The organism is Paenibacillus sp. EZ-K15 (assembly GCF_002573715.1).
GTDB lineage: Bacteria > Bacillota > Bacilli > Paenibacillales > Paenibacillaceae > Paenibacillus_AQ.
In genome coordinates, this window is sequence record NZ_PDHM01000028.1 from 368,440 (window position 1) to 384,752 (window position 16,313).

13 protein-coding genes and 1 pseudogene are annotated in these 16,313 nt (G+C 49.4%); 10 read left to right on the plus strand and 4 right to left on the minus strand.

Annotated features, from left to right (window positions below):
- Positions 1–33 precede the first annotated feature (33 nt).
- Both CRG97_RS32015 and CRG97_RS32020 read left to right on the plus strand, forming a co-directional pair.
- A complete protein-coding gene (locus CRG97_RS32015; RefSeq protein WP_098749501.1) occupies positions 34–1,479 on the plus strand; it encodes a DEAD/DEAH box helicase in 1,446 nt (481 codons plus the stop codon).
- A 98-nt stretch (positions 1,480–1,577) separates the two neighbouring features.
- A complete protein-coding gene (locus tag CRG97_RS32020) occupies positions 1,578–2,081 on the plus strand; it encodes a VOC family protein (RefSeq protein WP_098749502.1) in 504 nt (167 codons plus the stop codon).
- 53 nt (positions 2,082–2,134) lie between these two features.
- On the opposite strand, the pseudogene CRG97_RS33910 reads toward CRG97_RS32020, so the two are convergent.
- Positions 2,135–2,365, minus strand: a pseudogene (locus tag CRG97_RS33910) (cytoplasmic protein); the annotation flags it as partial.
- Positions 2,366–3,048: 683 nt separating this feature from the next.
- Between CRG97_RS33910 and CRG97_RS32035 the strand changes: the two are divergent.
- Positions 3,049–3,432: a hypothetical protein gene (locus CRG97_RS32035; protein ID WP_237566635.1), complete on the plus strand. Its 384-nt coding sequence runs from the start codon at positions 3,049–3,051 to the stop codon at positions 3,430–3,432.
- A gap of 14 nt (positions 3,433–3,446) precedes the next feature.
- Here the strand turns inward: CRG97_RS32035 and CRG97_RS32040 are convergent, their stop codons facing one another.
- A complete protein-coding gene (locus tag CRG97_RS32040) occupies positions 3,447–4,526 on the minus strand; it encodes an ankyrin repeat domain-containing protein (RefSeq protein ID WP_098749503.1) in 1,080 nt (359 codons plus the stop codon).
- A 160-nt stretch (positions 4,527–4,686) separates the two neighbouring features.
- On the opposite strand from CRG97_RS32040, the gene CRG97_RS32045 reads away from it, so the two are divergent.
- The gene (locus tag CRG97_RS32045; RefSeq protein WP_098749504.1) at positions 4,687–5,697 is read left to right on the plus strand and encodes a DUF4303 domain-containing protein; all 1,011 of its coding nucleotides are present in this window, start codon (positions 4,687–4,689) and stop codon (positions 5,695–5,697) included.
- Positions 5,698–5,742: 45 nt separating this feature from the next.
- Here CRG97_RS32045 and CRG97_RS32050 read toward each other — a convergent pair whose 3' ends face one another.
- Both CRG97_RS32050 and CRG97_RS32055 read right to left on the minus strand, forming a co-directional pair.
- Positions 5,743–6,309 (minus strand): hypothetical protein, encoded by a 567-nt coding sequence (locus CRG97_RS32050; protein ID WP_098749505.1) that lies wholly within the window; start codon positions 6,307–6,309, stop codon positions 5,743–5,745.
- 106 nt (positions 6,310–6,415) lie between these two features.
- Complete coding sequence (locus CRG97_RS32055) at positions 6,416–7,150, minus strand: hypothetical protein (RefSeq protein WP_098749506.1); 735 nt, start codon at positions 7,148–7,150, stop codon at positions 6,416–6,418.
- A gap of 244 nt (positions 7,151–7,394) precedes the next feature.
- On the opposite strand from CRG97_RS32055, the gene CRG97_RS32060 reads away from it, so the two are divergent.
- From CRG97_RS32060 to CRG97_RS32085, 6 genes are all read left to right on the plus strand, one after another.
- Entirely contained in the window at positions 7,395–8,531 is a 1,137-nt protein-coding gene (locus CRG97_RS32060; RefSeq protein WP_098749507.1) for a DUF418 domain-containing protein, read from the plus strand.
- 19 nt (positions 8,532–8,550) lie between these two features.
- Positions 8,551–9,672 carry a sensor histidine kinase gene (locus tag CRG97_RS32065; RefSeq protein ID WP_098749508.1) on the plus strand — a complete coding sequence of 374 codons (1,122 nt, stop codon included), beginning with the start codon at positions 8,551–8,553 and terminating at the stop codon, positions 9,670–9,672.
- The gene (locus tag CRG97_RS32070; RefSeq protein WP_098749509.1) at positions 9,669–10,274 is read left to right on the plus strand and encodes a response regulator transcription factor; all 606 of its coding nucleotides are present in this window, start codon (positions 9,669–9,671) and stop codon (positions 10,272–10,274) included. Before CRG97_RS32065 ends, CRG97_RS32070 begins: the two co-directional genes overlap by 4 nt.
- A gap of 51 nt (positions 10,275–10,325) precedes the next feature.
- Positions 10,326–10,871 carry a hypothetical protein gene (locus CRG97_RS32075; protein ID WP_098749510.1) on the plus strand — a complete coding sequence of 182 codons (546 nt, stop codon included), beginning with the start codon at positions 10,326–10,328 and terminating at the stop codon, positions 10,869–10,871.
- A 158-nt stretch (positions 10,872–11,029) separates the two neighbouring features.
- The gene (locus CRG97_RS32080) at positions 11,030–12,535 is read left to right on the plus strand and encodes an alpha/beta hydrolase family protein (protein ID WP_098749511.1); all 1,506 of its coding nucleotides are present in this window, start codon (positions 11,030–11,032) and stop codon (positions 12,533–12,535) included.
- Positions 12,536–12,806: 271 nt separating this feature from the next.
- Positions 12,807–16,226 carry an S-layer homology domain-containing protein gene (locus CRG97_RS32085; protein ID WP_161952980.1) on the plus strand — a complete coding sequence of 1,140 codons (3,420 nt, stop codon included), beginning with the start codon at positions 12,807–12,809 and terminating at the stop codon, positions 16,224–16,226.
- The last annotated feature ends 87 nt before the right edge of the window (positions 16,227–16,313 follow it).

The window sequence follows — 16,313 nt, forward strand, 5'->3', positions numbered from 1 at the left end:
AGGTATTCGAATATAGCGTAGAAGAGGTTGAAGATGAGCAGGAAACATTTTACGGATTATCAATTAAGCGAAGCGATAGTTAACGCGCTGAATAGCTTGGGCTATAATACACCGACAGAGGTACAGACGGAAGTCATTCCCGTTGCGCTTGAGAAAAGGGACCTTGTGGTCAAATCGCAAACAGGTAGCGGCAAAACAGCTGCTTATGGTATCCCGCTTTGCGAACTCGTGGATTGGAATGAGAATAAGCCGCAGGCATTAATCCTGACGCCAACCCGCGAACTGGCATTACAGGTCAACGAAGATATCACGAATATTGGGCGTTTTAAGCGGATCAAAGCAACACCTCTTTTTGGGAAACATCCTTTCCATATACAAAAAGCCGAGTTAAAGCAAAGAACGCACATGGTTGTGGGTACGCCGGGACGTGTGCTGGACCATATTGAACGCGGATCGCTCTCGCTCAATAAGATTGCCTATCTCGTCATTGACGAAGCAGATGAGATGCTGAATATGGGCTTTATTGAGCAGGTTCAGTCGATTATTCAAAAGCTGCCTCGTGACAGGGTCACCATGTTATTCTCTGCTACGTTTCCTGAGGATGTGGCCAATTTGGCCCACAAATATATGAACCAGCCTGCCCACATAGAGATTCAAGCCAGTGGTATAACAACTGCGACGATAGAACACACGCTCATTCAGGTGATGGAGACGAACAAGCTCGCTCTTCTTCAAGATTTGCTCATTATTGAGAGTCCGGATAGCTGTATTGTGTTCTGCCGCACGCAGGAGCATGTAGATAAACTGTTCAGATCATTGGCTGATCTCGGTTATCCATGTGATCGTATTCACGGTGGAATGGAACAGGAAGAGCGTTTCGAGGTCATGAATGCATTCAGAAGAGGACAATTCCGTTACTTGATAGCGACGGATGTAGCCGCCAGAGGTATCGATATCACGAATATCACCCATGTTATTAATTACGATATCCCGCTTGAGAAGGAAAGCTATGTTCACCGCACAGGGCGTACAGGACGCGCAGGCAAGACGGGAAAAGCGATTACCTTCGTCACACCGAAGGACGACAAGAGATTAGCCGACATTGAAGCGTATATTGGGTTTCCTATATCAGAAGTGAAAGCTCCCTCCATCGAAGCCGTCGATCGCCGGCGAGAAGCTTTCGAGCACAAACTAAAAATTCAACCTGAACTAAAAAAAGATAAGCGCGAGCAATTAAACAAACAAATTATGAAGCTTAACTTCAATGGCGGCAAGAAAAAGAAGCTTAGAGCCGTGGACTTTGTCGGGACGATTGCCAAGCTTGAAGGGGTAACCGCAGACGATATTGGGATTATTACGATCCACGATTTTGTGACTGATGTTGAAATCCTGAATAGCAAGGGACCTCTTGTGCTTGAAATCATGAAAAACACGACGGTAAAAGGCAAGCTGTTAAAAGTGCGCCAAGGGAATAAATAAAAAGTTGAAGACATAATCAACACTGACATTACGCCATCAGTCATCGCAGCTCATACTAGCTATAACACCAAACATAACGGGTTATAGGAGGAAAATAAATGATGAGCACACACCCAACATTGCGAGGATTTGCAACCATCAGTTACTGGGCGGACGATATGGAAGCGGCAAAGGCTTGGTATTCGGATCTGCTGGGTATTGCACCTTACTTAGAACGTCCGGGACCCGATGGTCAACTGGCCTATGCCGAATTTCGGATTGGAGACTACCAGCACGAACTGGGTCTCATCGATCGCCGTTTTGCCCCTGCACAACCAACATCCGGCCCCGGCGGTGCGATTATGTACTGGCATGTTGATGATGTAGAAGCCACCCTCAGCCAATTGAAATCCATGGGGTGCTGTAGAGTACGAACCTCTCGTACACCGGGGAGAAGGATTTATCACGGCATCCGTCACGGATCCATTCGGCAACGTTCTGGGAATTATGTACAATGCTCACTATTTAGAAATGCTGAATACCAGAATTCAGGCGTAACCGGAAGCTTACCGCTTACTCTCCGATCCAGAAAAAGGAGCAGCATAAGCTGCTCCTCATCATAAAGCCCTCAATAACATCCGCACTCACACAACATATTCTTCCATAATCTGCTCGATATCGAATGGAGTAACATCGAAGGCTCAAATATTTCACCGGAGCTGGGTTTCTTGCGCATCATCCAGCCCACGAAGCACTCGGGCAGGTTGCAGTACGGTTGATTCGTATACGAATGAAGAGTCGCCACAATATAACGTCCGCCGTATTGGACGATGGTCTGAATATGCAGAGCAATGAATTCGCATGCTCCTTGAGGAGCCGACACGATATCTCCGCTGTGCACGGCCTTCCTTCCTCCCTCAGCTTGGCCGAATAATAATCTTCATCTTGGACCAGTCTCGGGCTCCCGCCTAATTTGATCAGGAAAGACTGATCCATCGAATGGAGGTCGCTGCATGTCTCACGATGCGAAATAAGATGCTTGGTCAGGTCCGGGTGCGCAAAATGATCGTTCAAGCTCTCATCGGTCATTGCGTGCTCCATCACCTTGATAGAGCAATCAGGATATTGATTGTGCTTCACGTATTTCTCATAGTCATTAGGGATGAAAATAGAAATCATAGATGCCGGCTTGAAAGGATGAATAAGACTTAAATAGAAGTAATAGCCCAGGTCACCTTCCTGATGGTATCCGCTTTGTCGTCGAAATAGGCCGGGGCATTGCCGCCGATCCAGCCCGTACTTTGTCCTGTAGATGGACCTCGACCGGCCTCATACAGTATACAGTCCTTGCGCTCAGCTAAAATATTCGCGTAATTTTCCATACCTATGATATGAATCCGGTTAAAGGACCCTTTCCTCCTGCTGATTTAGTCCATGCGATGCCAAGTGATTCCGGCTTAATAGCCAGTCCTGCAGCAATGAGGCCTAGAACAAAATAAGCGAAACCTCTGGACTTATCTTTTTTGTTAAAATAAACTTAAAATGGAAGCCGAACGATTTTCGAATTCCCGATCATGATTGGAAAGCGAGGTGCAGCCATTGACGACCCTTATTGTGATCATCGTCATTTTCTCACTGATCACGCCGACAATCTTCATCACGAAATTTGCCAAGGAATTACGGGCGAACAACAAACGAAACGTGCAGCGCAAGACGATTCTCGCGAGCGGTACTCCAGCTCAAGCGCAGATCAACTCGATCCAGCAAACGAATGTGGAGGTCGAAAATCAACCTGAAGTGTTGCTCGACCTAAGCGTCACGAAACCGGATGGCGGGACGATCCATACCGTCGTAAGGACCGTTATCCCGATCATAAGCATCCCAACGTTCCAACAAGGCAATATCATCGAAGTAAGGCATATGACCATAGACAATGAGTTGAAATTCGAGGTCGTAGGCGCCTATATACCTTGACCATGAATTCTCGATTACAGCTCTCCCTCAAGAAAACGGATGAGGTACGATTCAGGCTGCGCGAGGAACTCGGTAAAGCTGCATAGATCGGCGTATGTCTGATGCTCCACATCGTAACAACCAATCAAGCCCTTTTTCTTGGGATTCCATACGAGCTGCAGATCGGAGTAATTGTCAATGTCGGCTGACAGGCGCAGAAGCTTTTGTCGGCCGACTTTCATCTCGATCGTATCCGTCAGGGTGAAGAAATCGATATACCCGATTTCATATTCATTCTGCGGCAGCTCAAGCCGCAGCTGGTCTCCTGTCAGAAAGCGGACGAGTTCATCGGTCAATTTATATTTTTTCAGCGCATACTTCTTGTTCTCCAAACTATGAAACTCGGCCGGCTCCAGCGATTTCAAGTAGTCCGCCAAGGCGGTATCCTTATTGCTCACAGCAATCGTATATGGTCGTTCACCGTCCTTTTCCGCTATCGTCACGTCCGCGCCTCGTTCAATCAAATGCTTTACCATGGCAAGATTCCCCATCCGCACGGCAACAGTTAACGGAGTGGCTCGATAAGGATAGACCATGTCGGGCTGATTATAATTGATGTCCGCCCCATGATCGAGTAGATAATCGAGGGTCTTATAGTCATGGTCCGACACGGCTTGGCGCAGTACAGCGCTGCCATGCAGCTTGATATCCAATCCCAGCTCATGAATGAGCGGGATGTTTTTTTTGTTGCCGTAATAGGCCTGTGCATATGCACCTGACCCGATTTGATTGAGTTTATCCAGTTCGGCGCCTTGCGCAGCGATATACCGAACGATATCTTCCTTTCCATAGCGAACAGCCTTTAAAAAAGCCGGATTATGATGGACATTCAGGTTAACGCCGTGTTCGACCAGCAGCTTCACAACATCCATTCGCTGCGAGACCAGCGCCAGATCGAGTGGGCTTAACGTCGTATATCTGCTTAGTACGATGCCCTCCTCGATATCCCAGCCTGCGGCGATTGCTTCCTGCAAAGCCGGAATGTTTCCTTTGTAGATGTTCATGGCTATTTCCGGCAGCTCTTCGAATTTACCGATATCTTTCAGAACGATCATCTATTTTCCTCCCTGCGAAAATCCTGTGTACGTATGCTTCTTCCTGAATTCAATAATTGGAATGAAATTTCCCTTTTTCACATGACTTGTAAGGCAGGAATGCCTCCGGCAAGCGTTGAATATGGCATAAACGATCAAATCAAAGGAGTTGTTCAAAGCAATGAGTGCGTACGACATGCATATCGGCAAACTAATCAGTGGGCGACGGGACTTGGAAGGCAGCGGGCTTTACATACTCTGTGCCCCCGATAAGACCATCGTCGAGCTGGATTCCATCCAGACGAATGACGTAATTCTAGTAAGCTCCAAAAACCTGGAGGATGCGCTGTACGAGTTTTGCCAATCGGCTATGGACAACTACGTCTCAGAAGGGAACAACCAGGATATCTATGCTTTTTCCATTTACACCGATACGTATCACGGCAGTTACGTCATATACATCAACAATCTCGAAGGTCTGGACCAAAGCGTGGAGCATGCCCTCGAATATGAACGGAAGCGGCATCCAGAGCGAGGGGATGACCGGATCCGGGAGCAGCTTTATTATGAATTGAAATACGCGGAAGCTGACTATCCGTTTATGTACGAAACCATGCCGGAGCGGCTCGGGACATGGCTTGGCATGTATGCCTGCATCATGTTGGAGGAGCCCGGTTATCTCGATATCGAGCAGCGTTATCTGTTTGAAAAAGAGCTCTTCGACTCGCAGCTATTCTTGATTGCCATCGATGTGATCCATCGCCTGCGGCACGACTTTGAGCGGCTCCGTCGAACCGATGATTTCATCGCCTATGTCTCAGCGGCGGACGGCGTCGGGGGGGATTCCCTGACGACCAGTCAGCTGCTTCGACGATGTGTCAGCGAAGAGCTGCTGTACAAGGCCATGCCTGACGTCAAAGAGAAAGACGAAGCCTTTCGGGCGGCCATAAATGCGGTACAGCAAAAGCCCCTCCGGGAGCAGGTTATGCACTGGGTTACCGTCATCGAGCAGGGAGAGTTCAGCAAGGGCAGCCCGTACAGCTTCTGGAAAACCGACTATGAAGCGTATGAGCAGTTGATCGAACTCGGCGAAACGGCTGTCCCTTACATCCGAGAGCATTTGAACAACAAGCTCAATGAGGATACGCGGCTGATCCTGGAGACGGTGCTTCGAGATTTGGGACAGCTCTAGCTTGCCGCTTGATCGGTTCCTACCCCATGAACAGCTCCTTAATGCTTACAAAGGAAATGGCGGAGCTTTTTCTGCTGCGATGTTATCGGGATGGACGTCTGCAGGCTCATGGCCATTCAAGCGGAGATACATGTATTCCATTTCTTCCAACGGCATTTGTAGCGTTCGGCTGATCTCATAGAGGTCGATGTCTTGCGATAGAAGCTCCCGTGCCTGATGGATTTTTCCATTTAGCCAACCGTTTTCGAGCATCCATTCCTTCACCCGGTCCAACAGCTGATTCTGGGTTACCGCATCTGCATGCTTTTTATATTTAGCAATGGATTCCGACAGATAGTCGTAGAGATAAATACCCAGTGCCTCGCGTTGCTCGTGCTTGGACATTCGTTGATACTGCTCATAGCTTAGGCTGATATCCAATTCAAGCGTATGATCCCTGCTATCAAAACGTCTGGATGTTTGCCGGCCGTAACTTTCCGGTAAAACGCGAAATACAACAAAGATATCGAATGGAAACTTCCAGGCGGCGGCTATTTCCTCTAACGGCAGCAGCTCGTCCCTCAATTGGCCTACGCACGTTCCGTGTGTATCCAGCGTAAAAGCTAGCTTCACCCCATGTCCCCCTTCAGTAGACCCTTTAAATAGTATGGCCTGCCTAAATTTATCTTGAACTTGAACACAGTTTCTCTCATGATGAGTGCCGATAATAATCTAAGTGTTATGAAATCCTTTCGCACCCTTTCGACAAGAGCCATGCCTCCATAACGGCAAACGCCTGCTCTGCATCCTGTTCATAGAAGACGGCTACCTCTTGCTGATAAGCATAATTGAATCGTACATATCCGCCCATTTCCCGGTAGAACAAAAGGCAAACATAGGGCGTTTCAATAGACAGATCAGAAGGAAAGGCCGCTTGACACACTCCCGCCAACTCAGGTAATGACAGCCCATCCTGCACCGGGGGCAAGCGTAAGAAGAGATGACTCCGCGTACCCGTCCACGGTTCATAATAAACGGCTTCCTCTTGGCTGCGCCCATACACCTGACGATATATTTCGTCCAGCACTTCCGCGTACAGGTCTTCATCGTCCTCCCGTGCCTGCAGCGAAATCGCCTTTATACGCTCCTCATGCCGGGGCAACCACAGCAGACCGGACGTCTTAGGATGCACGGCCAAAAAATCACCGTCTACCGTTGTGCCTATTGTGATACACTCTGCAATCTGCTGCTCGGTAATTGGGCTGTCTTCATCGTGCTCCCATAACCCGTACTCGGCAAAAGGCTGAAGCACCTCCGTATCCGGTAACTGGACATTCATCCATCCTCGGTAAGTCCCTTCGCCGAATCGCTGCAAAAACCGCAGGTAGCCCGGCGGATAAACAGCGGCCTCCTCCCTGGCAATCTCCTGATTTCGACCATCTGATAGAAGCCTGGGTTCAGATACGATGTACATGATCATCCTCCTATTTTTGAGTAGATTCATTTCCGTCAACGAACCTCAATTGGCAATGCTCCTAACCATTATTCCACAATTTTCAAGTGGTGACGATAGCCCCATCATCGCTTGCCCAATTCCCTTCTTCCAAATGTTATGACACGTGTCATACGGATCTCTTTACAGGTGTGAATGTTGCATCAAACGGATCGCATCTACAATAAAAACACGAGAGAATCAACAAGGAGAGAGGGAGTCGGAGATGGTACAACGAAAAGACAGAATCCGCCTGCTGGACATTTTGCGGGGCTTTGCGATTCTGGGAACGCTTGGGACGAATATTTGGATCTTCGCATATGCCGGGGACCTCAGCTACATTACAACCTTTGATCATTCCGGTTGGTGGGGAGCGAATGACTTACTTCGCATGATCGTCTTATTCCTGGTGAACGGGAAGCTGCTCGGACTGCTGACAATCATGTTCGGCGTCGGCCTGGAAATGAAGTACCGGCAGGCCAAGCGCAAGGGAAAGCCGTGGCCGGGTGTTTATTTATGGGCCGTCCTGTTTCTGGTCCTCGAAGGCCTGCTGCATTTTATATTGGTCATGGAGTATGACATCTTAATGAGTTATGGAGTTACCGCAATCATTGCAGCCTTCATCGTAAAGGGCGGCGACCGGCTCATCGCCCGCACGATGAACGTGATCGGCAGCGTCTTCGCCATTGCAATTCTGGCCCTCGCGGGACTGATGCTGACGAGCGGTGGCCATGTATCGTTGGGTAGTTTTGGCGATGTCGTTGCTCTTTATCAAGAAGGCACTTGGATGGAGCAAGTTCAATATCGGCTGGCGAACTTCCTTCCGCTGCGAATGGAGGCTATCCTCGTGATTCCGACCAATGTGTTTCTGTTCCTGCTGGGGGTTCGCTTCATGCGGGCAGGGGTATTCTCCCCGGATGAGAACGGCCAAAAACTGCGCAGAACGCTATTCAAGCTTGGGATATATGTCGGTGTGCCGCTCAACTTGCTCATTTTTATCCCCGGCGGCGCTTTCGATCTACCGGTGCGATATTTATTCGCCCCGCTAATGTCCATGGGGTATATAGCAATCATGGCGAGAATGATACAATATACGAAATGGGAATGGCTATGGCGCCGTCTGGAGAACGTCGGAAAAATGTCGCTAAGCTGCTATGTGCTCCAGAACCTCATCGCATCCGCTGTTTTTTACGGCTGGGGATTGGGCCTTGCCGGCAAGCTGAATTCAGCGGCCATTATCGCGATCTGGTTGGTAATCTCCGCATTTCTGCTGGGCATGTCGTCCCTATGGCTCCGCGGCTTTAAGCTGGGACCCATGGAGACCGTCCGCAAACAGGCGATAGGTTTCTTCGAATCAAGATAGCCGAAATTGGGGGCTTGATATGTTCTATAAGTTGTACCCGAGGGATCAGATTAAAAGTTATTTGCTCATCGATATCATACTGACCGTATTCTTATGCTACCAGGTGTTTCGTTCAGATACGGCGCTGGGACTGTGGGGCAGCCTCTTGCTGCTCCTGCTGTTCCTTGTTTCGTTCTATATCGCGCTGTGGCGCCGGGGCGGCTGGCTGTTGGCTGCCGTGCTGACGGGCCTGTTCGCCGTAGGCGTACTCGGGGTGTATACGGGGCCGAGCACCCTGCTGTTCGGGATCATTTTTGCCGACTTGCTGGGCCGGTCCAAGTCCAAGGTGCATATCGCCATCGGCAGCGGGGCCATTGCCCTATCATTCCTGCTCGTGTTCGTTTTCCGAAAGGAACCGCTGCTCGAAACGTCCAATGCCATTTACCTTCCGATCATGATCATTCAATCGGTATATCCGATCGTCATCTACATTAAGGAGAAAGCGAAAAGCCTGCAAGGGGAGCTGGATGAAGCCAACGAGCAGATCGCAAAGTATATCCAGCAGGAGGAGCGACAGCGAATCGCTAGGGATCTCCACGATACCTTGGGACAGACCCTCATGATGATCAAAATGAAGAGCGAGCTGGCGACGAAATGGGTGGATAAGGATGCTGCCCAAGCCAAGCGAGAGCTAGGCGAGATTCTGGATACCACCCGAACGGCCCTGAAGCAAGTGAGGGAGCTGGTATCCGATATGAAGTTCATCTCGCTGGCGACCGAGCTGGAGCATGCAGCCAAGCTGCTCCATACGGCGGGAATATCGCTGAGCATCGAGAATCCGGAGAAGCTTCCGCTGTTATCCAGCGTAGAGGAAACGATGCTTGCGCTCTGTGTTCGGGAAGCCATGACCAATATCATCAAGCATAGCCAGGCCAAGCGGTGCACCATTAGGCTGGAAACGAAGGACCATGCCTTCGGAATCTACATCGCGGATGATGGCGTGGGGCCGGCGGGGAACAGCGACGGAAACGGCATCCCGTCGATCATGGAGCGGATGAAGACGCTGGGCGGCTCTTTCGCCATCGCCCCGGCGCCTGAGGGAGGCACCAGGGTATCCTTGAATCTCCCCCTTCGCCGACATGAAAAGGAGGACGCTTCATGATTCGAATCGTCATTGCGGAAGATCAAAAAATGCTTCGCGGCGCATTCGCCTCACTGCTTAATTTCGAAGATGACATCGAGGTCGTGGCCGAGGTGCCTGACGGGCAGCAAGCCTGGGACGCGATCCAGCAGCATCAGCCGGACGTGTGCCTGCTCGATATCGAGATGCCTCATATCAGCGGCCTGGAATTGGCCGAGTCCATACGTCAAGCAGGTCTGCCCTGCAAAATCATGATCGTGACGACCTTCGCGCGCCCGGGTTATCTGCAAAAAGCGATGGATGCGCAGGTGGAGGGCTATCTGTTAAAGGACGAGCCGATCGATTTCTTGATCGAGGCCATCCGGCGGGTCATGAAAGGCGAGCGGGTTGTGAGCACCGATCTGGCGGCCGCACTCTTCATGAAGGAAGAGAACCCGCTCAGCGAACGGGAAATCGAAATGCTTCGCTTAACCAAGGAAGGGATGACCACAGGGGAGATCAGCAAAGCCCTGTTTCTGACGAGAGGAACCGTTCGCAACTACCTCTCCTCAGCCATACAGAAGCTGGATGCCGAATCCCGGCAGCAGGCCGTGGCGATCGCCGAGGATAAAGGGTGGCTGTAAACAACCCTGGACACAGCGCCCCTTGTTTATGACTTGAAGGAGGAGATCGAAATGAACGCTTTGACCCATACGACAGCCAGCGTTCCCTGGCAGCGGTTGACGACCGCCTATGGAAGAGGAACGGACATTCCGAGCCTCATGGAGACCGGGCAGTATGAGGAGTTGGCCAACCTGATCGAGCACCAAGGGACCCTGTGGCAGACAACGCCGTGGGCCCTGCTTATACTCCTGCGTAAGCTTGCCAAGCGGACACCACAGCAGGTCACCTCGGAGGAAGTTGAGCTGTACATGGCCGTAGCCTCTGCCATAACCGTGGAGTATATGGATTCGCAGCATACGATGGAGACGATGGACAAGCTGCTGGACGAAAAGTACTTATGGCCGGAGAACGAGGAAGAGGATGAATCGCGATGGGAGGAGGAAACGCCGCCTGGCTATGAGTCGGAGGCCTTTATCAGCTATTATTACTTCAGTTATGTGCTGCTAAGGGAGGCGATTCCTCTTTTCACCGCGATGCTGAACGGTAACGATAAGCTTGCTCCTGCTATTGCAGAGCTGCTGCTTCTGCTTGAAGCCAAAGAGCTTTTTGAAAAATAATGAAAGCATAAAAATAACCTTTGCTAACTTCTATGTCAGCAAAGGTTGTTTTGAGTTCAAGCACCCCATATTTAAACCATTTTTAAACGGAACTGGCCGTTCGTTTTAACCTTGATCCGTTACGATAAAAGAAAATGGAGCAATAAGGGAGAGAACGTATGCGAGTATTGGAAATGTTGTTAGTCACATCTTGCGTTTTGGTGCTGATGGACTTACTGTTCCGTAACACAATCAACCGGAGGACAGGGGCTATAGCCGGCATCGCTTGTGGTTCACTGTTAGCTGCGCAGCTGCTGTTTGAGGGCTATAGGTGGCAGATGATCCCAGCCTATATCATCGCCGCATTGCTTGTCGCCTTCGTCTTATTCAGGCGCAGTAAGATCACGAAACCGCTTCGTTTCATGATATTGACCCTATCTATTATTTTTCTGGGCGGATCGGTTGCCTTATCGGTATTACTGCCGATCTTTCATTTACCGAAGCCTTCAGGCGAGTTCAATGTGGGAACGGAAACGTTTCATTTTACCGATACCGACCGGGAAGAAACGTTTACCGAGCAGAAGGGCGACAAACGGGAACTTATCGTTCAGGTATGGTACCCTGCTGCGGAGTCTGGCCGAAATGCCGAGGAAAATATGGTGTTCCCTAAAGACAGAGGGCTGTTCCATACCTATATGCAAGCTTATTCCGGATATCTGGGCCTTCCCGCTCCCGCTCTCGACTACTGGAAATACAGCCAGGCCAATTCATCTATCCATGCCGATTTGCATCCCGCGGACAATCCGTATCCAGTGGTGCTGCTATCGCACGGCATGGGGGTCGGCAAAATTTTGCATACGTCGCAGGCTGAACATCTTGCCAGCCACGGTTATATCGTATTCGCCATCGATCATACTTACAGTACCGTTGTGACTACTTTTCCGGATAAGCGCGTGACCGGTTTCCTTACGGAACAGTCTCAGGATCGATTGTTTGAGGACAGCCGCGCCATTTTACATGTATGGAACGAGGATATCGCCTTCGTCGTGGATCAGTTGGAGAAGCTGCATTCAGGCGCCATCGCCAGCAAATTCAAGGGAATGCTGGATATGGACAACATCGGCATGATGGGTCATTCCTTCGGTGGGGCAGCAGCTTTTGAAGCTGTTTATTCCAACCCGCGAATCAAAGCCGGCGTGAATATGGATGGTACATTGTTCATAACGGAGAACCGGGATGCCATGAAGAAACCGTTTATGTTCCTGAAATCGGAAGAGTTTACGAATATAAACGAGAAGCAGGCGAAGTACCGCAATACCCCGGCCACGGAGGCAGAGCTCAAGGGACTCCGGTTAACGCGTGAACAATTCGACAACATTCTGGCGAATCGGGAATTGGAGCTGAAGCTGATGGACCGCCTATCGCAACAAGGACAAGGACGGACCATTTATATCGAAGGAGCCGGACATTATAACTTCACCGATCTTCAGCTCTACTCTCCGCTCATCAGACTAACCGGCATGACAGGAAGCATTAATGGAGCAAGGGGTGCAGAAATCGTCAATCGCTATCTTTTGGAGTTTTTTAACCAGCATTTACGCGGAACCGAGAGTAAGCTTCTGGCCGGTCCCACTGAGGACTATCCGGAAGTGAAGTATCCGAACTCGGTTTTTCAAGGAGAATAGATTGAAAGAGAAACGCTCTTCGTATAACGGAGGGCGTTTCTTTATGGGTTTAGCTTTTAAACAACCGCCTTCCCCTCCCATCATTCGTCCGAATTTCCATTTATGTGAGCAATTCATGCAAAATGCAACAGCCAATGTAGAGTTCTTGTAGAGATTTGCGTGATACAATTCCATCAAATTCAACCCTACCATATTGAGGAAAAATAACAACCGAGTAAAGACTATTAATTCCTTTAATAGGTTAGAGATCAGAACAGAGAGGATGGGAAATTTGATCAAGCTTTTCAAGAAAAAACAGGCAGCGTTATTCCTGAGCAGTATCCTGGTCATTGGTGGTTTACCAGCAGGATTAGCTCCGAATGAAGTGAGTGCTGCTGAACCACAGGAGGCTTTAATCACCACATCTAACGGTAACACCAGTTATGATCTGATTGACGGGACAACCACTCCCCCGGTTATTGTAGATTCAGCAGTTACGGTTCAAGAATCCGTCTACACGAAAAACTTGAATGCCGCTACAGTAGTTATTGAAAATTTCGTAGCTGGGGATACATTGAAGGTTACTTTAGCAAGCGGAATCACAGGAACTTATAATCCTGCTAATGGTATCCTGACATTAACGGGTGCAGCTTCGGTTGAAGACTATAAAAAGGTATTGTCTAGCGTTACCTTTTCGACAACCTCCAGCGTAACAACAGAAAGAACCATCAAATTCACGCTCGGCGATGCTCTTCCTTATGAAGCTAACGGCCATTTTTATAAATATATAAAAACAAGCAGCTCAATTACCTGGGATGTGGCAAAGGCTGAGGCCGAGAACAGTGAATATTTTGGACGTAAAGGGTACCTCGTTACGATTACAAGTCTGGAGGAAAATACCTTTGTAAAAGAAAAGACATTAGGTATCGGTTGGCTTGGTGCAAAAGATATCGAGCGGGATGCAAGCACACCTAAAAAAAATGGTGACTGGCGCTGGGTAACGGGGCCGGAAGGCTTGGAGAACAGCGGGCAAGGCACGAAATTCTATCAAGGTTATACAGGCAGCGGAAAAGACCTTTTGTATACCAACTGGGATGTTGGCGAGCCAAATGACCATAGTGGAACAGAATTCGTTGCGCATATTTTTGGACCCGGAAATAAAGCGGGTAAGTGGAACGATTACTCTCCAACCAACGCTTCAGTAACAGGATATATTGTTGAATACGGCGATATGCCTGGCGACAACAATGTTGTAATTAGCGCCGAGAAGACCCTTTCTTTTGTGAATGTTACCGAGCTTACAAAAGCAAAAGCGGTAGCCGATCAATTAAAAGAAGAAGACTATGCTGAGACAGAATGGCTTGAATTTGAAAAAGCTTTGGAAGATGCCAAAACGATCCTTGAAAATCGCAGCAAAACCCAAGACGAGGTAGACGCAGCCCTGAAAGCGCTGAAAGATGCACAAGAGCAGCTCAAGCCCCGGGTTACAATCACGGAGCCGAGCGGCGATACGGTATATGTGGCCCAGCCTGAGTTTGAGGGGAGCGTTCCTCAAGGTGCAACAGTCACCGCAGCTATTTATGATAAAGACGGCAAGCTTATCGGAACTCCTCAGGTCAAAGTGAATCCGGATGGTACATGGAGCTTTGCACCTGACCAAGAGTTGCCTGATGGCGACTATGTGGTTGAGGTGACTGCTGAAAAGGACGGCAAGACAAGCACAGAAAAGAAAAATGTGACGGTAGATACCACAAAACCGAATGTACAGATTACTGAACCAAGCGGTGAAAAAGTCAACGTGGCCAAACCGGAATTCAAAGGTATCGCGGACAAGGATGCAAAGGTCATCGTTGAGTTGAAAGATGAGAGCGGTAAGGTAGTTGCGACCCGCGAAGTGGACGTAGACAGCAATGGAAATTGGAGCTTCACTCCGTCCGAAGACTTAAAAGACGGAAAATACACAGTCAATGTAACGGCAGAGAAAAATGGCAAGGTGTCCAAAGACTCCAAGGTCGTTACGGTAGACGCAACAGATGAGTCACAGTTATCGGGTCTCGAACTAAAACGTGGGGATGGAACACCGATTGCGATCTCTCCAGCCTTTAACGGGGGAGTGACCCATTATCAGGCTTCGGTGACCCAAGATGTTTACAATACAACCGTAACGCTGGCAACTTATGACCCGAACGCCACGATCGAAATCTCGCTTAATGGCGGGGCATGGCAAGGAGCTCCTAACGGCTCTGCAAGTGATGAATTGCCGTTAGCATTCGGCACCAATACGATTGTTGTGAAGGTAACGGATTCCCAGGGAAATGTGACGGAATATACGCTGACCATCACCAGAGGCTCCAGTGACAATAATAACGGAGGTAATAACGGAGGTGATAGCGGAGGCAACGGCGGAGGCAGTACAACGCCTTCTACGCCGCCTACGACTACACCGCCCCCAACGGACCCTGGCGTGAATACGTCCGTGAACGGTAACGACGGTGGGTTTGCCACAGGGAAGACAACCACCTCTGAAGGTAACAAGCAAACTTCTGTACAGGTAAACAGAGATAAGCTTGGAGACATATTAACGAATGGAACAGGTCAGAAGCTGTCCATTCAATCTCCGAATGATGGGAATATGCAGGTTGATGGTTTAACGGCTGCGGACATTCGTTTGTTAGCTGATAAGGGAGCAAGCCTTGACATCGGGAATCCATTAGCTATCTACCCGGTGCCTAGCAAGCAATTGGACTTGAATTCAGTGTCCGGGCAGCTGGGAAATGCTGCGCTCAACGATATCGCCGTTCATATCGACATTAAACGCTCCTCGGAGACTTTGAGAAACAATGCCAAGAACAAAGCAACATCGGCAGGCTACCAGTTGCTGGTTGATCCGGTCGACCTGGAAATGACTTTTAGCCGAAATGGTCAGACCGTAAAATCCGGGCAATTGAACGGATATGCTCCAAAATATATCGCTCTGCCGGAAGGTATCGACCCGAATCGTATTACGACAGGCGTTGTGGTCAATCCGGATGGCTCGGTATATCATCTGCCAACCGTAGTTACGAAGATCGGGGATCGTTATTACGCGCAGATTCATGATCTACGCAGCAGTGGTTCGTACTCGGTTATCTGGAATCCGCAGGATTTCGATGATGTGAGAACTCACTGGGCTCAAACGGAAGTGAACAACATCTCTGCTCGCCTTGACCTGCAAGGGAATGGTGGCAATATGTTCGCTCCGAATCGAAATGTGACCCGGGCTGAATTTGCTGAGATTGTGGTATTGGGTCTTGGGCTGATGCGTCAGGAAGAGCCAAAAACAACATTTGACGACGTTACGGCAACTGCCTGGTATCGCAATGCGATCTCGATTGCCAGTGAATTCGGCATCGTACTCGGTTATAACGACGGCGCGTTCCGTGGTAACCAGACGATTACAAGAGAAGAAGGAATGGCGATGATCGCTCGAGGCTATCAATTGATCAAGCCAGGCCATGCAATTAGCGAAACAGAAATTAGCAGACTGCTCGCAGGATATGAAGATGCGGCCCAAGTAGCAAGATGGGCCCGACCTTCCGTAGCAACCTTGCTGTCGGCAGATATTGTCCAAGGAAGCGGAGATAAGGGATTAACTCCGAAATCCACGATGACGCGGGCTGAAACGGTAGCCTTGATGCAGCGTCTGTTGCAAGTTACCCATTTAATCGATTAAATCAATAAGTTTGAGTCAATGACCCGCATGAGGCCCTTTGGAAAAAGTGACCGATTGCGGGTCATTTTTGTTCGATAATCTGACATC